At 50.2% G+C, this 19,958-nt stretch carries 18 protein-coding genes; 9 read left to right on the forward strand and 9 right to left on the reverse strand.

What is annotated here, in order from left to right; all coding sequences use genetic code 11:
* Positions 1 to 8 precede the first annotated feature (8 nt).
* The 8 genes from MJX74_RS05235 to MJX74_RS05270 all read right to left on the reverse strand — a co-directional run bounded on the left by MJX74_RS05235 (position 9) and on the right by MJX74_RS05270 (position 9,557).
* Entirely contained in the window at positions 9 to 1,061 is a 1,053-nt protein-coding gene (locus tag MJX74_RS05235) for an efflux RND transporter periplasmic adaptor subunit (RefSeq protein ID WP_240221454.1), read from the reverse strand.
* Complete coding sequence (locus MJX74_RS05240; RefSeq protein ID WP_240221456.1) at positions 1,061 to 2,386, reverse strand: TolC family protein; 1,326 nt, start codon at positions 2,384 to 2,386, stop codon at positions 1,061 to 1,063. Before MJX74_RS05240 ends, MJX74_RS05235 begins: the two co-directional genes overlap by 1 nt.
* A gap of 45 nt (positions 2,387 to 2,431) precedes the next feature.
* On the reverse strand, positions 2,432 to 2,833 hold the full coding sequence (locus MJX74_RS05245) for a cobalt transporter (RefSeq protein ID WP_240221458.1): 402 nt from the start codon (positions 2,831 to 2,833) through the stop codon (positions 2,432 to 2,434).
* Positions 2,834 to 2,871: 38 nt separating this feature from the next.
* Positions 2,872 to 3,807 (reverse strand): ribosome biogenesis GTPase YlqF, encoded by a 936-nt coding sequence (gene ylqF, locus MJX74_RS05250; RefSeq protein ID WP_240221460.1) that lies wholly within the window; start codon positions 3,805 to 3,807, stop codon positions 2,872 to 2,874.
* Positions 3,808 to 3,930: 123 nt separating this feature from the next.
* The gene (locus MJX74_RS05255) at positions 3,931 to 4,212 is read right to left on the reverse strand and encodes a hypothetical protein (RefSeq protein ID WP_068231394.1); all 282 of its coding nucleotides are present in this window, start codon (positions 4,210 to 4,212) and stop codon (positions 3,931 to 3,933) included.
* A gap of 170 nt (positions 4,213 to 4,382) precedes the next feature.
* Positions 4,383 to 5,432, reverse strand: coding sequence for a CsiV family protein (locus MJX74_RS05260; protein WP_240221462.1), 1,050 nt, complete (start codon positions 5,430 to 5,432; stop codon positions 4,383 to 4,385).
* A complete protein-coding gene (mfd, locus tag MJX74_RS05265; RefSeq protein WP_240221464.1) occupies positions 5,429 to 8,905 on the reverse strand; it encodes a transcription-repair coupling factor in 3,477 nt (1,158 codons plus the stop codon). Before mfd ends, MJX74_RS05260 begins: the two co-directional genes overlap by 4 nt.
* Positions 8,906 to 8,960: 55 nt before the next feature.
* A complete protein-coding gene (locus MJX74_RS05270; RefSeq protein WP_240221467.1) occupies positions 8,961 to 9,557 on the reverse strand; it encodes a PilZ domain-containing protein in 597 nt (198 codons plus the stop codon).
* 45 nt (positions 9,558 to 9,602) lie between these two features.
* Between MJX74_RS05270 and MJX74_RS05275 the strand changes: the two genes are divergently transcribed.
* From MJX74_RS05275 to MJX74_RS05285, 3 genes are read left to right on the forward strand one after another with little or no spacing between them, the layout of a single operon-like run.
* Positions 9,603 to 10,853: a lipoprotein-releasing ABC transporter permease subunit gene (locus MJX74_RS05275; RefSeq protein WP_240221469.1), complete on the forward strand. Its 1,251-nt coding sequence runs from the start codon at positions 9,603 to 9,605 to the stop codon at positions 10,851 to 10,853.
* On the forward strand, positions 10,846 to 11,529 hold the full coding sequence (lolD, locus tag MJX74_RS05280; protein ID WP_240221471.1) for a lipoprotein-releasing ABC transporter ATP-binding protein LolD: 684 nt from the start codon (positions 10,846 to 10,848) through the stop codon (positions 11,527 to 11,529). The genes MJX74_RS05275 and lolD overlap by 8 nt, the downstream gene beginning before the upstream one ends.
* Complete coding sequence (locus MJX74_RS05285; protein ID WP_240221473.1) at positions 11,522 to 12,760, forward strand: lipoprotein-releasing ABC transporter permease subunit; 1,239 nt, start codon at positions 11,522 to 11,524, stop codon at positions 12,758 to 12,760. The genes lolD and MJX74_RS05285 overlap by 8 nt, the downstream gene beginning before the upstream one ends.
* A 4-nt stretch (positions 12,761 to 12,764) precedes the next feature.
* On the opposite strand, the gene MJX74_RS05290 is transcribed toward MJX74_RS05285, so the two are convergent.
* Positions 12,765 to 13,295 (reverse strand): DUF2062 domain-containing protein, encoded by a 531-nt coding sequence (locus MJX74_RS05290; RefSeq protein WP_068231410.1) that lies wholly within the window; start codon positions 13,293 to 13,295, stop codon positions 12,765 to 12,767.
* Between the two features lie 25 nt (positions 13,296 to 13,320).
* Between MJX74_RS05290 and MJX74_RS05295 the strand changes: the two genes are divergently transcribed.
* From MJX74_RS05295 to MJX74_RS05320, 6 genes are read left to right on the forward strand one after another with little or no spacing between them, the layout of a single operon-like run.
* Positions 13,321 to 15,570 (forward strand): DNA internalization-related competence protein ComEC/Rec2, encoded by a 2,250-nt coding sequence (locus tag MJX74_RS05295; protein ID WP_240221475.1) that lies wholly within the window; start codon positions 13,321 to 13,323, stop codon positions 15,568 to 15,570.
* 32 nt (positions 15,571 to 15,602) lie between these two features.
* Positions 15,603 to 17,354 (forward strand): lipid A export permease/ATP-binding protein MsbA, encoded by a 1,752-nt coding sequence (gene msbA / locus MJX74_RS05300; protein ID WP_240221476.1) that lies wholly within the window; start codon positions 15,603 to 15,605, stop codon positions 17,352 to 17,354.
* A complete protein-coding gene (gene lpxK / locus MJX74_RS05305) occupies positions 17,351 to 18,325 on the forward strand; it encodes a tetraacyldisaccharide 4'-kinase (RefSeq protein ID WP_240221477.1) in 975 nt (324 codons plus the stop codon). The genes msbA and lpxK overlap by 4 nt, the downstream gene beginning before the upstream one ends.
* Positions 18,315 to 18,512 (forward strand): Trm112 family protein, encoded by a 198-nt coding sequence (locus MJX74_RS05310; RefSeq protein ID WP_068231421.1) that lies wholly within the window; start codon positions 18,315 to 18,317, stop codon positions 18,510 to 18,512. Before lpxK ends, MJX74_RS05310 begins: the two co-directional genes overlap by 11 nt.
* A complete protein-coding gene (gene kdsB, locus MJX74_RS05315) occupies positions 18,500 to 19,252 on the forward strand; it encodes a 3-deoxy-manno-octulosonate cytidylyltransferase (RefSeq protein ID WP_240221478.1) in 753 nt (250 codons plus the stop codon). Before MJX74_RS05310 ends, kdsB begins: the two co-directional genes overlap by 13 nt.
* Positions 19,252 to 19,956 carry a TIGR01621 family pseudouridine synthase gene (locus MJX74_RS05320; protein ID WP_240221479.1) on the forward strand — a complete coding sequence of 235 codons (705 nt, stop codon included), beginning with the start codon at positions 19,252 to 19,254 and terminating at the stop codon, positions 19,954 to 19,956. Before kdsB ends, MJX74_RS05320 begins: the two co-directional genes overlap by 1 nt.
* Positions 19,957 to 19,958 lie beyond the last annotated feature (2 nt).

Consider the following 19,958-nt stretch of genomic DNA (forward strand, 5'->3'; position numbering starts at 1 on the left):
GTGTGCTCCTAATGCTGGTGGCTTGCGCCAGATTTTAGTAAATCGGCTTTAAGAACAAAGCTGTTAGCACTGGCATATTCGCTACCAGCCTCCAGCCCGGTGAGCACCTCGATATAGTCATCATCCTCGCGGCCCAGTGTCAGCTTATGTACTTCAAAGCTGTCACCGTGGCGCACAAATACTGCAGGCTGATTATCAATGCGTTGCAGGGCGCTTTTCTTAATTGCAACCGCAACCTTAAGTTCTGCCGTATGGATAGCTGCTTTAATATGCATGCCAGGGCGCCAGTAACCGTCGTCATTGTTAATAAGGGCGCGGGCACGGGCGATATGGCCTTCGGTCATTTGTGCTGAGATATAGCTGATCGTGCCGATGGCTGCTTTGGCCTGATGCAAGCTGAAAACACTAACCAGCATATCCGGTTTTAACTGCGCAATATCAGATGGAAAGGCTGACAACTCTGCATAAACTTTGCTGTAGTTGGCAATCTCCAGCAGGGGCTCATCGCGGATCAGTTCGCCGTCATTTAAATAGCGCCGGGTAACCACACCGGCCAGCGGAGCATGCAGCTGATAGGTTTTTAAACTGCTAAGGTTGGTCAGGTTGGCCAATAATTGGCCTTTGCTGACATTATCACCTTGCTTTACCAGCACCTTATCCAGCACAGCAGCGTAGGGGGCTTTAACTGCTGCTTGCTGCTCTGGCACCGTGGTGATAACACCATACAGGTGAATTTTTTGTACCAGCGCTGTGGCTGCTGCCGTTTCAGTGCTGATTTGGTTTAGCGTTAGCATACGCTCGCTGATCTTTAGCGGTGGCTCATCGCTATGTTCATGCTCATCGCCATGTTCATCGTTGTGTTCGTCACTGTCATCATGCTCGCGGCTATCATCATGTTTATCGTATCGCGAGTCATTCTGTGTCTGGGCGGAGCCATGACTGCTATGTAGCGCTGCAGCGGCATTTGTCTGTAAACCAAGTAGATTAGTCGCCAACAAAACCAGCCAGATAACAACAGACAAGCGCGGTGTTTTTAATGGTTTTACGGTAAGTTGTTGCATTATTCATTCTCCATTGCTGGTAATGGCACAGGGCCGGATAACGCCATCGGTTGTCCCGTCAGGCGTTCCAGCTCAAGTAAGATCAGATGAAAGCGGCTCTGGCTTTCAAGCAGCTCCAGGTTGGCTTGCGCCAGTTCTTCATCAGCGGCCAACACACTGAGTAAATCAATCTGGCCTTGCTGATAGCCTGCGGTGCTGGTTGTCAGCAAATGCCCGGCTTGTGGCAGCAGTTGGTTGGCAATAGCCGCTATGACCGAGCGCAAGGTGTTTAGCTGCAGCAGGTAATGCTTTAGCAACAAGTTCAGCTCGGTATGGTTAAGCTGCTGTTGTGTTGCTGCCAGTTCCTGCTCTGCCTGTGCTGTCAGCCGGCTAGATTTGCTGGTGGCAGCACTGTATAGCGGCATACTGAACCCCAATACCAGCGAGGTATCGTTCTGGGCTTCATTACGCTTTACCCCGGCAGATAAGGTGATATCGGCTTTGCTGTCAGCTTCGGCTTGCTGCAAGCGGCTTTGGGCTAACCGTTGCCGGGTAAGGTAGCGGTTGGTCAGTGGGCTGCGTTGCAGACGGGTTTGCAGTTCGGCTAACCCCGGTAGCAGGGGCAGGGTAGAGAGGTTACCTGTTACGGCGCTAAAATCAGGCTCGGCATTCCAGCGCGCCGCCAGCTGATAACGTTGCAGCTCAAGCTGTTGATCTAATGTTGTTAGTGCAATCTTGCTACGCAACAGTTTCAGCTTAATGCGGCTGATATCTGCTTCATGCAGGTTGCTGGCTTTGCTGCGCTCCAGTGCGGTGTTAAGCAAAGCTGTTTCGCGGCCAATTTTTTGCTCTGTCAGTAGCCTTTGCTGCTGCAAATGCAGTAGCTGAATATATTGCCCGGTAGTATCCGCCAGCACATCAAGGCGGACTAATTCGTAGTCATCTTGCTGCAACTGAGACTGCCAGCCGGCAACATCGAGCCTGCGCTGGCGTTTACTGCCCAGTTCAATCTGCTGGCTTAAACTTAACGTCAGTTCAGCACCGGCCAGGCCTCGGTTGTCGCCACTGCCGAGAATATTTTCAACCGCAACATTCAGTTGTGGTACAGGGCGGTTGCCTGCCTGTAACAGGTTAGCTTCGGCAATTCGTTGTTGATAAGGATAGGCTTGCAGCACTGAGCTGCGCTGCAATGTGTGTTGTAATGCCTGTTGCAATGACAACGGTTCGGCATTTGCATTCAGTTCAGCGTTTGCGCTTAGCCCGGCGTTTGCGCTTATTTCTGCGTTTGCACTTAGGCAATAGCCGGTAACTGCCAGCAAGATGGGCAGCGTAAATCTCATACACATAGGTATGCTCCTGTTAGTTCAAATTAAAGTGAAAAACGAACAGGATTAAACGTTAGGAGGCGGTACCGGAGGGCTGTAACTGATGGTTTGGCAACTGCGGTTTGTGCCGGTGATGGCAACGCTGCTGAAATTAAGCAGCTCAACACCCTGTAAAAAGGCAATATGACAACTTACATGCGCATGCGGGCTGTGCTGATCTGTATCATCGCTGTGGTTGTTGTCGCTGAGGTTTGTATTACTGAGTTTGCTGTCGGTATGATTATCGGTCAGGTTGGTATAGGAGTGAGTATGATCCGGCAAATGCACAACCATAGCATCGCACGCCACGACAGCGTGGTTCAGCATGATTGCCAGCAGAATAATCAAACCTATGGTTTTGCGCAGCATAACACCCTCAATAACAAGGTGTTCATAGTAGCGTGTTGTTGCGCTATCAACAAGCGCCACGTGGCCTTAGCTTTCACGGTACTTGCCGGCGCTGTGGTCTAGCGATATTTTCGCTGGGCTTTACGCTTACGCTCAGCTTCACGTTCGGCTTTTTCTTTAGCTTTAGCGCCTTCTTCAGCTTTGGCGTCAATTTGTTCCTGGCTGACCATTTCCGGTGTTTCCAGGGTTATCGGGCCCAGATTGCCAGCGCGCAGTTCAGTAATTAATATGCTGCCGGCTTTTTCCAAATCCACGATCCCGCCTTTGCGCATTGCGCCGCGTTTAACACCAATGGCATCCATCAGGGCTAAATCGTTTTCTGGCAGTTCGGTTAAGCCAAAACGTTGCATTACTGCCTGAGGGTAGGTTTTTAACAGATAATCGGCAGCAAACATGGCTATATCGGCATAATCAAACACGGTATCTTTTATTGCGCCGGTAACCGCTAAGCGATAACCACAGGTAGGCGGGCTGAGCTTGGGCCATAAAAAGCCCGGTGTGTCGGTTAAAATAACATTATTTTCCAGCTTAATGCGCTGCTGCATTTTTGTCACGCCGGCTTCGTTACCTGTTTTGGCAATGGTACGCCCGGCAAGGGTATTAATTAAGGTCGATTTACCGACGTTAGGAATACCCATTATCATTGCCCGTGCTGCACGGATATCCAGATTACGCTCTGGCAGCATGTCGTTACACAGTTGCAGCAACGCCCTGATTTGCTCCGGGTTTTGCTGGCTGATCGGAATAGCTTTTACGCCGGCCTGTTGCTCAAAATGTTCAACCCAGCGCCGGGTTAGTACCGGATCGGCTAAATCGGCTTTGTTCAGCACTTTAATGCAGGGCGTGTTACCACGTAACTGTGGCACCAAAGGGTTTTCGCTGGAGAAGGGAATTCGGGCATCGAGCATTTCGATAATTATATCGACCTGCGGCATCACTTCAGCGATTTCTTTACGGGCTTTGTGCATATGGCCCGGGAACCAGTTAATAGACATCCGTTACAACCTTAAAATAGCAAATGGCAGGCAGTGGCAGCCATATAGCAAAAGCACCCACTGTTTTAGTGGGCGCTGCTATGATAGCGCAAAATGAATAGCTCAAAAATGGTAAAAGCTATGTTAGTGCAGTACGAACTGATAAAAACTCAGCACAGAAAGTGGTGCCAGCAGGGCTGAATAACAGGCAACACCGGGCAACTTAACAATGCCAAGGTTGCGAAATAACAATAATAGCTGGTACAGCCCCAGCAAAGGCGGCACTAGTGTTATCCAGACAGTACCGGCCAGAGAAGGAAACAACCAGCTTAAAGCTGGTGCGCAACTGCTGGCAACAACCAGTAATGCCACTAACAGTAAGTAGTGCTTGGCACTAAATTCCGGTAAAGGGCTCAGATTTTCCATTTTGCTCTGTAATATTTCAGGTTGGTATAGGTACTATAGAAAAACAATTTGTTATATACCCGCACTGTTTTGTTTAAATATGTAATACGGTCGCAAGCTTAGGCATTTACGCCTGCTTTAGCAATACATTTGTAGCAATTTTTTTACTATAGAGGCCCGTTTGCCTGGCATTATTCCGCAGCGGGAGGATCAAACCGGCGGATCTGCAAAATAATGCCTAGGTGAGGGTGGTCCAGATAATGTATCTCACCGCTGATCACCCGCCGGCTCTGCCGCACATAAACGGTATTTAGCTTATCTGCCGACGGAATACGCAGATTAAATTCGGTGTTAACAAATAAATAGTGATCCAGATGTAGCTTAAATAAGCCATCAAGCTGCCACACCTGGTCCGGTAAGCTACTGAGGCTTTGTTGCTCTGGCGCAATGGCTGGCAGTTGCTCACCAGCAGGTGGCGGTAGTTGGCTGTTAGCACTAAGTTGTTGTAGCAATGTATCAATTTGGCTTAGCAGTTGGGTATCGCTGCCAGTGTCGGTCAGGGAATAGCTTGGCGTGTTGCTGGTTAACGCGGCATCAGCAGTTGCTACTAGCGAATTGCGTGGCTGGCCCCAGTAGTCGAATTGTTGCGAGAAGTTTTTTCCGGCAAACCAGCGGCTGGCTATGGCGCGCCGCTCTGTTACCGGGGCCTGGCGCCAACTGGTGTGCAGTAGCAGTGACATGCCGGCCTGACGGTTAATTTTTTGGGCAATATCGCGCAGCTGCAGAGCGCTGTCATCAGCCAGATAAGGCGTATTCTGATGCTCGCCACGGCCGGTAATAGAGGCTGGCAGTTGTAACGGATAGGCTACTTTATTAATGGTATTACGTGGTTGAAACAGGTTGTATTGTTGCCACGGTTTTACTTGCGGCTCAAAAATACACATTGTTTGTGAGCGCAGCGGCATTAGCTTAAATTCGCTGGCAAAGCCGGTATCCTGTGGGCACAGCGGCAGTTCAGACAGTAAATTGGCGATGTCTGGCTGATAGCGCGGGGTTAACAAATCATAAGCACGGCCGGGTTTAATCGCTTTAACGCTGTCGCCAAAGGTTTCCTGGATCGCTGCACCGGGTGTCTGGCTGAACACCAGCATTTCCACCTCAAACCAGCGTTGTTGCTGAGCGCTTAGCGGGCTAGTTAGTAAAACACTGCTTAACAGGCAATACTTCAGGGCTTTAATCATTTGCTTACCTTATGTCGGGCAAAGTCAGACAGCATGTTTTCTATCAGGCTTAAACGTGCTTTGCTGTCATCTGTATTAATACTAAACCGCAGTTTCTGGCCGCCTTCAAGCTTGAAAATGCGCGACTGCTTTTGGATAAGTTCGATAATATAGCCGGGTGATACGGCGGTTCTGTCGCTGAATTCTATCACACCGCCTTTATTACTGGCTTCAATGCGGCGAATACCCAGCAGCTCTGCCTGTAGTTTAAACTCAGACAATGCTACCAGATTTTTTGCCGCATCGGGCAGTAAACCGAAGCGGTCAATCAGTTCTACCTGTACTTCATCCAGCTCGTCGGTACTGCGGGCAGATGCCAGCTTTTTATAGCAGGATAACCGCAGGTTTACATCGGGTATGTAGCTGTCTGGCAATAAGGCCGGGATACGCAATTCAATCTCCGTTTGCTGGCTTAGCATGGCATCCAGGCTGGGCTCACGGCCATTTTTTAGCGCATTAACCGCTTGTTCCAGCATATCCATATACAGGCTAAAGCCCACAGATTCAATCTGGCCGCTTTGTTCATCGCCCAGCAGTTCGCCAGCGCCACGAATTTCCAGATCATGTGTTGCCAGCGCAAAGCCGGCGCCTAAATCTTCCAGGCTGGCGATTGCCTCCAGGCGTTTTTCGGCATCTTTGGTTAAGCGTTTTGGCGGTGGCGTGAGTAAATAGGCATAAGCTTGATGGTGTGAGCGGCCAACCCGGCCCCGTAGCTGATGCAACTGTGCCAGGCCGAAATTATCCGCCCGGTTAATGATAATGGTATTGGCGGTAGGCACGTCGATACCGGTTTCAATAATGGTAGAGCAGAGTAAGACGTTAAAACGCTGATGGTAAAAATCAGACATGATTTGTTCAAGTTCGCGCTCACGCATCTGGCCATGTGCTATACCGATCAGCGCCTCTGGCAGTAGCTCAGCTAAATCGGCAGCGGCTTTTTCAATGCTGGCTACGTCGTTATGCAGAAAATACACCTGGCCGCCGCGCAGAATTTCGCGCATTACTGCTTCCCGGATCAAGCCGCTTTCGTACTGGCGCACAAAGGTTTTTACGGCCAGGCGCCGCGCCGGTGGCGTGGCAATAATGGATAAATCCCGCATACCCGACATCGACATATTCAGCGTACGCGGAATAGGCGTGGCCGTTAGCGTAAGAATATCGATATCTGCGCGCAGTGCTTTGATTTTTTCTTTCTGGCGTACACCAAAGCGGTGCTCTTCATCTACAATCAGCAGGCCCAGATCATGCAGTTTTATATCGTCCTGCAACAATTTGTGGGTGCCAATCAGAATATCCACTTTGCCATTTTTCACATCGGCCAGAATGGCTTTTTGCTCTTTTGCGCTGACAAAGCGTGATAATACTTCTACCCGTACCGGCCAATTAGCAAAACGGTCTTTAAAGTTTTCAAAGTGTTGCTGCGCCAGCAGTGTAGTGGGTACCAGAATAGCCACCTGTTTGCCGTCGTTCACCGCCACGAAGGCACCACGCATGGCCACTTCGGTTTTACCAAAACCAACATCACCACATACCAGCCGGTCCATCGGTTGCGGGCTTTGCATATCACGCAGCACGGCATCGATGGCATCTTGCTGATCGGCGGTTTCTTCAAACGGGAAGCTGTCAGCAAAAGACAGATACTGCTGTTCATCTAAAGCAAAGGCGTAGCCTTTATGCGCAGCACGCTGAGCATAAACATCGAGTAACTCTGCAGCCACATCACGCACTTTTTCGGCGGCTTTACGGCGGGATTTTTCCCAGGTGTCATTACCCAGCTTATGCAGCGGTGCATGCTCGGCGTCACTGCCACTGTAGCGGCTGAGTAAATGTAAAGAGGTAACCGGCACATACAACTTGCTGCTACCGGAATATTCAATGGTAACAAATTCGGCGCTGATACCGGCGGCATCAAGCAATTGCAAGCCCTGATAACGGCCAATACCGTGTTGTAAGTGTACTACCGGCTGGCCAATGCTCAGCTCAGCCAGATTGCGGATAACGGTATCGCTGGATACCTGCTGGCTGCGCTTTCGCCGCCGGCGCTGGCTAATCTTTTGGCCAAACAGCTCGTTTTCGCTTACCAGTGCCAGTGGTTTTGCCCGGCGCAGCAATACACCTTGCTCCAATGCGCCTACCACTATGCCTAAATCGTCGCTGCTGCGGCTAAAGGCATTAAGATCATCAAATTGTGATACATGCACCCCGGCTTTATGCAGCAGTTGCAGCAGGCTTTCGCGCCGGCCTTCACTTTCAACAAAAAATACCAGCTGGCCCTGTTGCTGCTTTAACTGCAGAATAAACTCTTGCAAAGCCTGCAGCGGGTTTTTTAACTGGTGATTCACGCTTAAATCGGGCAGGGTTTCTGCTGCTGCATTGGCGCTACCGGCTTTGGCGGGCAGTGGTGCAATACTTAAACGGATACGGCCATAGCTTTTTAAGCTGGCAAACAGCTGGTCGGTACTCAGATACAGCTGTGCCGGTGGCAGTATTGGCCGCAGTAAATCAATGGCGCGGTCGTCAAAGCGGCGCTTTAGCTCCTGCCAGAATTTATCGGCGCTATGCTCGGTGTCTCCCAATAGCAGGCAGCGGCTGTTTTCCGGTAAATAATCAAATAAAGTGGCAGTTTTTTCGGTAAATAGCGGCAGGTAATATTCAATACCCGCCGGTAACATGCCCTGGCTAACCTGCTGGTATAACGACTCTTTTTCGTTTCTGGCGTTAAAGCGTTCACGGTACGCCATGCGAAAGCGTTCTATTGCTGCCTGATCGGTTGGAAACTCGCGCGCTGGCAGCAGTTCTATAGCCTCTACGGCTTGCAGGCTACGCTGGTTATCCGGGTCAAAGGTGCGAATACCATCTACGTCGTTGTCAAAAAAGTCGATGCGATAGGGGACGTTGGCGCCCATCGGGTATAAATCTAATATTGAACCGCGGGCTGAAAACTCGCCGTGCTCCATCACCTGTTCAACACTGCGATAACCGACAGCTGCCAGTTGGCGTTTTAACGCGGCTAAATCAGCTTGCTGGCCTTTTTTAATCAGAAAACTGTTTTGTTCGAGAAAATCACGGTGGCAAATACGTAACAGCAGTGTACTAACCGGCACTATCACCAAACCATGCGTCAGGCGTGGTAACTGATACAGCGTTTTCAGCCGCTGCGATACGATATCCTGATGCGGCGAAAATATGTCGTACGGCAGAGTTTCCCAATCGGGCAGCGTAAGCAGCGGGCAGTCTTGCTGCTGATAAAACACGCCCAGTTCCTGCTCCAGTTTTAATGCAGTTGGCGTGTCGGGTACAACCAACAGGTACAAGGCCGGTTGTTGTGTAATCAGTTGCGCCAGTGCCAGTGGCAGGGCTGCGCCTTGTAAATTGCCCCAGTGTAGCTGATCCTGGGCATGTTTAAGCTGTGGCAGAGAAGAGATCAGATCCATTAAAACGACGAAGCCTTACAAAAAATGAAATAGGGTTACAGTGCTGACAGCGCTCTCAGGTGTCTTGCCGTTGACGCTGCTCTGCTTTTTGCTTTAGTAAACGCGATTGCTGATGCAGGCTGGCGCGTACGATCAGTTCGCGGTCTTCTTCACGAATACGGTTAAACACCACTTTTATCTGCCATTGGCCGTCTGCAGGCTCACAGCTGAGTACCTGGCCATAGCAAAATACCGCGCCATCGTTATTATCCAGAAATATTTTCAGTTCAAGTACTTGCATGGGCTGCAGTGCAATATCGGCTAAAAAGCAGCAACCGCTGCCGCCGTAACTCAGGGTAGAATAACGCTGGCTATTGATGTCTTGCTGTTGCAGTACATATTGCAGCAGCAAATCTATTTTACGTGCCTGTTGTTGCAAATAAAGCGCTAATTCTTCAGCCAGTTCGCCTAAGCGGTTTAACGAGCGTAAAGCTGAGTTATTCAGATTGCTGGCTTCAGAGGCCATTAAAAACGGCGCCGGGATCGCATTTTGCAATGCAGCTGCATCGGGTAAGGCAATATCCAGCGGCCGGGCATTGATGCTGATAGCATGTTCAATGCTGAAGTAATCCTGATAAGCATCATCTAACTGCTGTAATGTGAAATCACTCATGGCAATACCTTTGCAAGCTGCTTGTCACGACAGGCAATAATCTCTATGATCGACGCCACTTTACCATCTAACGTGGGCATTGTCCTGAATATTAGGATGCAGTTACCAGTCAGTTTATTAATCGGCTTACGCTATAGCCAGAGCCGAAAGGGTAATGCCTTTATCTCTTTCATTACGTTATTTTCCGTCGCCGGGATCTTTTTGGGCGTGATGGCGCTGACTATTGTCAGCTCGGTAATGAACGGTTTTGAGGGCGAGCTGAAAAAACGTATTCTCGGTGTGATTCCGCATCTGGTGCTGACTACGCCGGCAGACAATTCGCAAGATTGGCAACAACGCCTGATGGCAGGCTCTGCCGTGCTGCAAATTAACCCTTTTTTACAGGCAGAAGCGCTGGTGCAATCGCCCAGGCAGTTAACGGCTGTGTTGTTGCAAGGCGTAACAACCGATGCTTTACCGGCATTTATGCAGCAAGCATTGCTGGTTGGTGATTGGCAGAATTTTGCCTCGCAGCGCTACGGGGTAGTGCTGGGGCGTGGCCTGGCCGAGCAGCTGGAAGTATCAGTGGGCGACCCGGTACGCTTTATGTTGCCGCAGGCTGGTAGCTATACGCCAATGGGCTGGGTGCCGCGCCAGAGGTTGTTTACCGTAGCAGGTATTCTGGAAACTGGCTCTGATGTCGATAAGCTGATTGCAGTAACATCACTGGATGATTTAACCCGGCTATTAAGTGCCGCAGGCAAAGATCAGCAATGGCGAGTTACCCTCAAAGAGCCCTTTGCCGCACCTACACTGGGCGGACAACTTGCAGCAGAATCCGGCTTAAAAGTACAGGACTGGCGACAAAGCCATGGCAAATTATTTGCTGCCGTAGCGATGGAAAAAGCCATGATGTGGCTCATGTTACTACTGATTGTTGCGGTAGCCGCGTTTAATATTGTCTCTGCTCTGGTGATGATGGTAACCGACAAGCAAGCTGAAATTGCCATTTTAAAAACCCTGGGTATGACAGACCGGCAGCTGTTTACCGTCTTTGCGGTGCAGGGGATCAGTAACGGCCTGGCCGGTGCTGTAAGCGGCGCCGTTGCTGGTGTGTTGTTATGCTGGCAGCTAAACCCAATACTGCATATGCTTGGTTTATCAGTAGCTCCGGGCGTAGAGCTGCCGGTAGATATTCAGCTAGAACAAATCTTGTTAATTTTGCTAAGTGCCCTGGCTTTAACACTGATGGCAGTGTGGTATCCGGCAAAACGCGCTGTAGCAATAAATCCGGCGGACATTTTACGCGATGAGTAATGTATTAACGGCAACACAATTGTGCAAAAGCTACCGTGACGGCCAGCAGGTTACTGAAGTACTGCACGGTATTGATTTATCCATTAAACGTGGCGATATGCTGGCAATTGTTGGCAGCTCTGGCTCGGGTAAAAGCACCTTGCTGCATATTCTGGGTACTTTGGATCAGGCCGACAGCGGCAGCTTAAGTTTGTTAGGTCATGATGTCGCCCGGATGACATCGTCGCAAAAAGCAGCTTTGCGTAACGGCCAGCTGGGTTTTATTTACCAGTTTCATCACTTGCTGATGGATTTTACTGCATTAGAAAACGTTGCTATGCCATTGCTGATCCGCGGTTTATCTGCCACTGCTGCTAATCAGCGCGCCAACATGATGCTGGAGCGGGTAGGCCTGTCACACCGCAGCCATCATAAACCGGCAGAACTCAGCGGTGGTGAGCGCCAGCGTGTTGCTATTGCCAGAGCGTTAGTGGGGGAGCCGGCACTGGTATTGGCGGATGAGCCGACCGGTAATCTGGATCAGCATACTGCCGAGAGTATTTATCAGTTACTGCGCACGTTAAACCGCGAGCTTGGTACCAGTTTTATTGTCGTTACACATGATTTGGCACTGGCAGCCCGGCTGGATAGGCACGTCTCTATGCGCGATGGCCGCCTGGAGAACCCGCATGGCTAGTCTGGCCTGGCAGTTAGCACGGCGTTATCGTTCTACCCGCCATAGCAGCGGATTTATCCGCTTTATCTCTGCAAGTTCTACTTTGGGCATTGCGCTAGGTGTGGCTATTCTGATCCTGGCTTTATCGGTAATGAATGGCTTTGAGCTGGCACTGAAACAGCGTTTGTTGTCGGTGATCCCGCATGTAGAGCTGGAAGCTGTGCAGCATAACCTGCACGACTGGCAACGTAAGCAACAGCTGTTTGCTGAGGTTGCCGGGGTTGAAGCGGTAGCGCCTTATATTAAAAGTAATGGCATGCTAAGGGCCGGAACAGAAGTTAAAGCGGCAGAAGTGCGCGGCATTGATATTGTCTCAGAGCGCGGCATCAGTGATTTTGCCAGTTATATCAGTGCCGGGCAGCTTGATACGCTGCAGGAAAGCGACATTGTGCTGGGGCAGGGTATTGCCGATGCGCTAAATGTAAGTGTGGGTGAACAGGTACAATTGCTACTGCCAAAACTAACCGAAGATGGCCGCCTGGCCAGCCACAGCACTGCCAGCCTGACCGTCAGCGCTATAGTTGCTGTAGGCGGCCAGCTGGATTACAGTCATGTCTGGCTGGATATGGCCACGCTGGCGAAATTGTTGGCCTTTGAGCCGGGTACGGTGCAAGGCTTTGCTTTTCGGCTGGACGATATTTTTCAGGCACCGCAAATGGCGCGTGAGCTTGGCCGGGTATCCGAAGATTATGTTTACCTGCTGGACTGGTTTCGCAGCCAGGGCCATGTCTATCAGGACATTCAGATGGTACGCAGTATTTTATATCTGGTACTGGCATTGGTGATTGCGGTAGCCAGTTTTAATATCGTTGCCACGCTGGTCATGGCTGTGCGGGAAAAAGAAGGTGATATTGCCATTTTGCTTACCATGGGGGTGTCGCCAGCGATAATTATACGTACCTTTATGTGGCTGGGCTGGCTTAACGGCTTAATTGGCGCGGTAGCAGGCTTAGTTGTTGGTGTATTGCTGGCCAGCTATATTGAGCCGGTGTTTGCCTTTGTAACGAACGTGCTAGGTAAATCGCTGTTGGACCCAAGTATCTATTTTATTAATTTTGTACCGTCGTTATTGCAGTGGCAGGATGTATTGCTGACCTTTGGTGTGGCAATAGTGATGAGTTTACTGGCAACGCTTTATCCGGCGTGGCGTGCCAGTAAGGTACAACCTGCGCGTGTGCTGGGGCAACGCTAAAACGTTAAAGTGGTGGTTGGTTTTTCCGTTTTAATTTTTTGCCCAGTTGGGCTTTTCTTACCGATAAGCGCCATAGCCAGTCGATAACAAAATAGCCAACAATGGCGGAGCAAATTCCCATCAGCAAACAGCCTGCCAGAAAAGGTTTACCGATAGTATGAATACTATGCGCCAGCCAATCCCAGCTGGCCTCAAAAGCGAAAGGCTCCAGCGGCGTTCTTAGTACAACGCAACCTACCAGATAGCTAATGTAAAACAAAACTGGCATTGTGATAGGGTTGGTTAACCACACCAGCGCTACTGATAATGGCAAATTCACCCGCATCGGTATTGCAACAGCTGCAGATGCCACCATCTGAAATGGGATCGGCATCCAGGCGAAAAACAGCCCAACCGCAAAAGCGCCGCGGGCAGAGCGTCGGTTCAGGTGCCATAAATTACCATCGTGTAAAAGCGAGCCAAATATTTTAAGCAGCTTCTGCTGCTTGATTTTTTCTGGCGATGGTAAATATTTCTTAATAAAGTTCTTTGGCATTACAACCTATTCACAAAAAACAGACATGAAATCTTTTTGTATCGGTGTGCTTGCAGGCAGCCTATTGTCATTATTTTTGCCAATAGTGCCACCTTTTTTCACAGTATTTTTGCTGCTGCCGCTAACTATACTCTTGTTTGCGGTACGCTACCGGTTTTGTGCGGGGCTGGTCGCTTTTTTTTGTTGCTGGGTAACCCAGTTTGCCGCCTATCAAACCGAACAGCTGCAGCTGTTGAACTACAGTGCGCCACTGCACGGTAGCATTGTTGGTATACCAAAACACTATGCTGAGTATAGCCAATTTACATTACGACTGGAAAACAGCAGTGCTGCAGGGTATCAGATCCAGCTGAATTGGTCACAACCTCCTGTTCTGCTTCAGGAGGGCCAGCGCTGGCAGCTAAACGCACGGCTAAGGCCGGTGGCTGGCAGTGCTAACCCGGCCGGAGTTAACCGTGAAGCGCAGGCTTTACTGCAGGGCGTGCTGGCGCAAGGTTCAGTAATGACCGATCCTGAAGCGAAATTGCTGCCCCACTCAGTGTCATTGCGCCAGCGGCTGATAGCGAGGTTGCAGCAGGCCACAGCAGATCTGAATACTGCGCCATTATTACTGGCGCTGACTACAGGACAGCGCCAGTTTTCACCGGCGCTGTGGCACGGGTTGCAGCAGTCTGGTTTAGCGCATTTGCTGGCCATTTCCGGTTTGCATATTGGCCTGGTGTTTGGCTGGAGCTTTTTTGTGCTGCGTTTTATGCCCTGGCCGCTGCGTTACTTAGCCTGTCGCCAAGGCGTAGCGTTAACCGGTGCCCTGTTGGCGGCCTTTGGTTATGCCTGGCTGGCCGGTTTTGCTATTCCTACAATCAGAGCGGCATTTGCCTTACTGTTAATGGTTTTGGCCTGGCTGCAGTACCGGCAGTTGAGTTACAGCCATTACTGGCTATTACTTACAGCAGGGCTGTTGCTGGTACAGCCATTTTTTGTATTAAGTAAAAGTTTCTGGCTGTCGGTGCTTGCTGTGGCGGTTATTTTTACTGTGTTATGGCTGCAACCGCGTTATACCCGCCACTGGCGCAGTAAATTCTACCTGTTTTTGCGTTTTCACTTTTGCCTGACCTTATTTATGTCGCTGCTGAGCCTGTTATTATTTGACGGCAGTTCGGTATTGGCATTGGTATCGAATGTATTGTGGGTGCCGTGGTGCAGTTTACTGGCTATACCGTTGTTGTTTCTCAGTCTGTTGGCTGAATTAGCTCAGCTACCTGGCAGTAATCTGTTTTGGCAGTTAACCGATACACTGTTTCAGCCCTTGCTGTGGTGGCTTAATTGGAGCGCGTTACAAAGCAACAGCTGGTGGGCCTGGCCGGATCAGCACTGGCTGGTAATTTGCAGTTTGCTTATTGCCAGTGCGCTGTATTTATTGTCATACCAACGCCTGTTTCTTTATCTTGGCGTTGTGCTGGTGTTGCCATTAGTGCTGGCATTTGCCAGGCCTGCTCAGTGGCAGTTGCATCTGATTGACGTCGGGCAGGGGCTTGCAGTGTTGCTACAGTATGGTCAGCGCGGAGTGTTGTATGATGTTGGGCCACGTTATGGCCAGCACAGTGCCACGGCATCGCAGGTATTGCCTTATTTGCGCCAGCGCGGTGTACGCCAGTTGGATTATGTTATTTTAAGTCACGATGACAGCGATCATACCGGTGACTGGCAGTTGATCACGGCGTTTTATCCGCAGGCACAAATTTACACTGATATTGACCACATTGATAATGCACAACCTTGCCGTGCCATACCGCAACAATATTTAGCAGCCCGGCTGCAAATGCTGGCCACCGGCGGAGATTTTGGCAACAAGAATGACAGCTCCTGTGTACTGTTAATACAGCTGTATGACTGGCAAATTCTATTGCCGGGCGATATTGGTGCCAAGGTTGAACGGCAGCTTATTGCGCGCTATCCGCAGTTAACCGCTAACGTGCTGGTGCTATCTCATCATGGGAGTAACAGTTCCAGCCATTTTACTTTTTTACACCAGTTAGCGCCGCAATTGGCGTTAAACAGTGCCAGTTTGTATAACCGCCATCAGCATCCCGCCATTGCTGTGCAACAACGCTTGCAGATGCTGGGTATTCCACTACATAACACCGCGCATGGCGGTGCTATCAGACTGGATATTAGTGAGCAGGCGCTGCACTTAAGCGAATATCGCGCGCAAAGAATACCCTTTTGGCTGCAAAAGCCGGTGGGAAATGCTGAAACCTTGCTAACAACACGCTAGAATAAGCAAAATTTTTCTTAGAGAACTATTCTTTGGCTGCGTCTCAGTTTACTTCACCTGCTACTTTTCGTCGTTTGCTCAGCTATGTTAAGCCTTTCCGGCTGGGGTTTGCTGCCGCAGCGTTTGGCATGTTGGGCTATGCCCTGGTGGACGTGTTTTTTATCTCTCAGTTAGAAGACTTTATTGATATAGGCATTAACCAGAAAAACACCGATTATCTGCGCTATGCCCCGTTGTTTATAATCGGCATTTTTATTTTGCGGGGCGTGTTTAACTTTATCGCCAGTTACTGCCTTAACTGGGTCGGTACCCATGTGGTGCAGGAAATGCGCCGCCAGTTATTCCGCCACTATATCCGCTTACCGGTTAGCTTTCATGATCAACATTCTACCGGTGAGTTAATCTCTAAGGTGACTTACAATACCGAACAAATTAAACAGGCCACTTCAAAAGCATTAGCGGTGTTGCTGCGCGAAGGTGTTTTTGTTATCGGCTTGCTGGTGATGATGTTTTGGATCAGTTGGCAGTTGTCCTCTATTTTTCTGCTGATAGCCCCGGTTATTGCCATTGTAGTGCGGCTGGTATCGAAACGCTTTCGTTTGCTCAGCCGTAATATTCAGGGCGCGATGGGTGAAGTAACCACCTGCTCGGAGCAAATGTTAAACGGCCATAAAGTTATTTTGTCGTTTGGCGGGCAGCAGATTGAAGAGCAACGTTTTGCCAGGGTAAACAACCTGACCCGGCGCCAGGACGTTAAAATGGAAGCCACCCGCGCTATTAGTGTGTCGTCTATTCAGATTATTGCCTCTTTTGCGCTGGCGTTTGTTATTTACATGGCCAGTTTCCCCGAAATGCTCGACAGCCTGACTGCAGGTAAATTTACCACTATTGTGGGCTCTATGATGATGTTGCTGCGCCCGCTCAAGCAGCTAACCACTGTGAACAGTGAATTTCAGCGTGGTCTGGCTGCGGCTAACAGCGTATTTGATGTGCTGGACCAGCCGTTAGAGCAGGATACCGGTACTGCAGTTTTAGACAATGTCAGCGGTGAAATTCGCTTTGAAAGCGTAAACTTCAGCTACCCCGGACATGACAAACAAGTGCTGTTTGATGTCAGTTTTAATGCGCCAGCCGGTAAAACCATTGCTCTGGTTGGTCGCTCCGGCAGCGGTAAAACCACCATTTCCAGCTTATTACCGCGTTTTTATGAAATCAGCAGCGGCGGTATCTTTATTGACGGGCATAATATCCGTGATTGTACTCTGGCCTCGTTAAGGTTGCAGATGGCAGTGGTGTCGCAGCACGTAACTTTATTTAACGACAGTATTGCCAACAATATCAGTTATGGTTGCACAGAGCCGGTGTCTGAAGAGCGTTTGCTGGCTGTGGCTGAAAAAGCCCATGTACTGGAATTTGCCAGCCAGTTAAAAGATGGCCTGAATACCGTTATCGGTGAAAACGGCGTCAGTTTATCCGGTGGCCAGCGTCAGCGTATCGCAATAGCACGCGCGTTATTACGCGAAGCGCCGATCCTGATCCTCGATGAAGCCACCTCAGCGCTGGATACAGAATCTGAGCGTAAAATTCAGGCCGCACTTAATGAGTTGTTAAAAGGCCGCACCAGCATTGTTATTGCGCACCGGTTATCCACAATAGAAAACGCCGATAGCATTATCGTGATGGACCAGGGCCGTATTGTAGAGCAGGGTGATCACACCAGCTTACTGGCACAAAACGGCGCTTATGCGCAGCTGTATAAACTGCAGTTTGGCGAGCAGCAGTGAGCTTTATCGAACGGCTATGGTATCAGGGCCATAAAGCTTATTGGTTGTTATTGCCGCTGGCCTGGTTGTATGGCGTTATCACGGCATTACGCCGTGTGTTGTTTCGCTTGGGTATAAAACAGCAGGTAAAAGTAAAAGCGCCGGTTATTGTCGTTGGCAATATCAGCATTGGCGGCACCGGTAAAACGCCGTTTACGTTATTACTGTGCCAAACGCTGCGTAATCAAGGCTGGACGCCCGGCATTGTCAGCCGTGGTTATGGCGCTAACATTAAAGCACCTGTATTGGTGCAAACGGATGCAGCAGCAACAGAGGTGGGCGATGAGCCGTTACTGCTGGCACAGCGCAGTGGTTGCCCGGTAGTCGTGTGTCCGGACAGAGTAGCAGCCGCAGAATATCTGCTGGCCAATACCAAGGTTGATATTATAGTCAGCGACGATGGCTTGCAGCATTACCGTCTGGCGCGCGATGTGGAAATTATTCTGATTGATGGCAGCCGCGGTTTGGGCAATGGTCAGTTATTGCCAGCCGGCCCGTTACGTGAAGGCCCCTGGCGCTTAAAACAGGCCAATCTGGTCGTGGCAAACAGCCAGCCTTATGCTCAGGCAGATGGCGTAATGCAATTGCAGGCGGCAACGGCAAAAGCGCTGTGCAGCGAAGCAACCTTAACGCCTGGCCCGGTAACCCTGGTAGCCGGAATTGGTAACCCGCAGCGCTTTGAGCGCACGGCACTGGCAGCCGGTTTTAGCATAACAGCACGGCATTATTTTGCTGATCATCATAAATTCAGTGCTGCTGATTTTACTGATATTCAGGGCCCGGTGCTGATGACTGAGAAAGATGCGGTGAAATGTCGCGATTTTGCCCGCGCTGACTGGTTTAGCCTGGGTGTGGATGCAGCACTGGATAAGCCACTACAACAAAAACTAGATACCCTTTTAACTAATCTGCGGAGCAGTTATGGCACTTAAAGTAGCATTAACCGAAATTCTGGCCTGTCCGTTATGTAAAGGCAAACTGAAATATGATCAGGCTTCGCCGCAGCTGATTTGTACCTTTGACCGCCTGGCCTATCCGGTACGCGACAATATTCCGGTATTGCTGGCCGATGAAGCCCGTGAGCTGACATTGGAAGAGGCAGAACAATGGCGTTCATAGTGGTTATTCCGGCACGTTTCGCCAGCAGCCGTTTGCCGGGCAAGCCGTTGGCCGATATTGGCGGCAAAACGATGATTGAGCGTGTTTATCAGCAAGCGCAGCAAAGTGGCGCGCACCGGGTTGTTGTTGCCACTGACGACAGCCGGGTAGCCGCAGAAGTAGAGCGCTTTGGTGGTGAAGTCTGCATGACATGCGCAGATCATAATTCCGGCACCGAACGGCTGGCCGAAGTGGTCAATAAATTGCAGCTTGCAGCTGATACGGTAGTGGTTAATGTGCAGGGTGATGAGCCGTTTATTCCGCCGCTGATTATCCGTCAGGTCGCACAAAATCTGGCTGCGCAACAAAAAGCACAGATGGCGACATTAGCGGTGCCACTGATGGATGCGGCAGAGATTGCCAACCCGAATATTGTTAAAGTGGTCAGCGATAAACACGGTTACGCGCTGTATTTCAGCCGCAGTGTGATCCCCTTTGATCGCGATGGACAATTTCAGGCCGAATTAGCCAGCCATTATCGCCGGCATATTGGTATTTATGCTTACCGGGCTGCTTTTATTCAGCATTATATTGACTGGCCAGCCTCTGCGTTGGAGCAGATTGAAAGCCTGGAACAACTGCGTGTACTGTGGCATGGTGAGTCAATCCATGTTGATACCGCGCTGGAAACACCGGCAGTGGGCGTGGATACGCCAGCTGATCTGGAGCATGCCCGCGCTTATGCCGCCAGCCTGAACTGATGGCAGCCGCTTTTACCCTGGTAGCACAAACCGCAGATTTTGTGGTGTTGAATAAAGCCGCCGGCATCAGTTTTCATTCAGATGATGGCCCGGGCTTAGTGGTATTGGCGCAGCAGGAGCTGGGCTATAAGTTGTACCCGGTGCACCGGCTGGATAAAGTGACCTCGGGCTTAATTGTGCTGGCTCGCAGCAGTGCAGCGGCAGCGCAGTTGACACAGCTATTCAGCACTCATCAGATAGAAAAATACTATCTGGCGTTAAGTGTGGCCAAACCGGCAAAAAAACAGGGCTGGGTAAAAGGCGACATGGCATCAGCACGTCGGGGTGCCTGGAAACTACTAAACAGCCAACATAACCCGGCAGTAACCTATTTTATTAGTCAGGGTTTTGCAGAGTTGCCGTTTCGGGCGTTTTTAGTTAAGCCATATAGTGGTAAAACGCATCAAATTCGTGTGGCGTTGAAAAGCGTTGGTGCGGCTATTGCCGGCGATACGTTATACCAAGCGGCTGCCGCAGACAGAGTTTATCTGCACGCCTATGCGCTGCACTTTTTTCTGCATAATACCGAATACTATTATGTGCAAGTGCCAACAGAAGGTGCTTTATATCAACAACTGGGCCAGAGCGGTGCACTGGATAACTGGGCTCAGCCCTGGCAGCTGAACTGGCCACACTACACTTTACCTAAGCAGGTTAGCGAATAACG

It is taken from the genome of Rheinheimera hassiensis, assembly GCF_022436675.1.
GTDB classification, from domain to species: domain Bacteria; phylum Pseudomonadota; class Gammaproteobacteria; order Enterobacterales; family Alteromonadaceae; genus Alishewanella; species Alishewanella hassiensis.

Coding starts and splice junctions, on each gene's coding strand:
- MJX74_RS05285 (WP_240221473.1), top strand. CDS start 11,522: ATGGCTAGTCTGGCCTGGCAGTTAGCACGGCGTTATCGTTCTACCCGC.
- MJX74_RS05295 (WP_240221475.1), top strand. CDS start 13,321: ATGAAATCTTTTTGTATCGGTGTGCTTGCAGGCAGCCTATTGTCATTA.
- mfd (WP_240221464.1), bottom strand. CDS start 8,905: ATGGATCTGATCTCTTCTCTGCCACAGCTTAAACATGCCCAGGATCAG.
- ylqF (WP_240221460.1), bottom strand. CDS start 3,807: ATGTCTATTAACTGGTTCCCGGGCCATATGCACAAAGCCCGTAAAGAA.
- lolD (WP_240221471.1), top strand. CDS start 10,846: ATGAGTAATGTATTAACGGCAACACAATTGTGCAAAAGCTACCGTGAC.
- MJX74_RS05240 (WP_240221456.1), bottom strand. CDS start 2,386: ATGTGTATGAGATTTACGCTGCCCATCTTGCTGGCAGTTACCGGCTAT.
- MJX74_RS05235 (WP_240221454.1), bottom strand. CDS start 1,061: ATGCAACAACTTACCGTAAAACCATTAAAAACACCGCGCTTGTCTGTT.
- MJX74_RS05260 (WP_240221462.1), bottom strand. CDS start 5,432: ATGATTAAAGCCCTGAAGTATTGCCTGTTAAGCAGTGTTTTACTAACT.
- MJX74_RS05275 (WP_240221469.1), top strand. CDS start 9,603: ATGATCGACGCCACTTTACCATCTAACGTGGGCATTGTCCTGAATATT.
- MJX74_RS05255 (WP_068231394.1), bottom strand. CDS start 4,212: ATGGAAAATCTGAGCCCTTTACCGGAATTTAGTGCCAAGCACTACTTA.
- MJX74_RS05320 (WP_240221479.1), top strand. CDS start 19,252: ATGGCAGCCGCTTTTACCCTGGTAGCACAAACCGCAGATTTTGTGGTG.
- MJX74_RS05270 (WP_240221467.1), bottom strand. CDS start 9,557: ATGAGTGATTTCACATTACAGCAGTTAGATGATGCTTATCAGGATTAC.
- MJX74_RS05310 (WP_068231421.1), top strand. CDS start 18,315: ATGGCACTTAAAGTAGCATTAACCGAAATTCTGGCCTGTCCGTTATGT.
- MJX74_RS05290 (WP_068231410.1), bottom strand. CDS start 13,295: ATGCCAAAGAACTTTATTAAGAAATATTTACCATCGCCAGAAAAAATC.
- kdsB (WP_240221478.1), top strand. CDS start 18,500: ATGGCGTTCATAGTGGTTATTCCGGCACGTTTCGCCAGCAGCCGTTTG.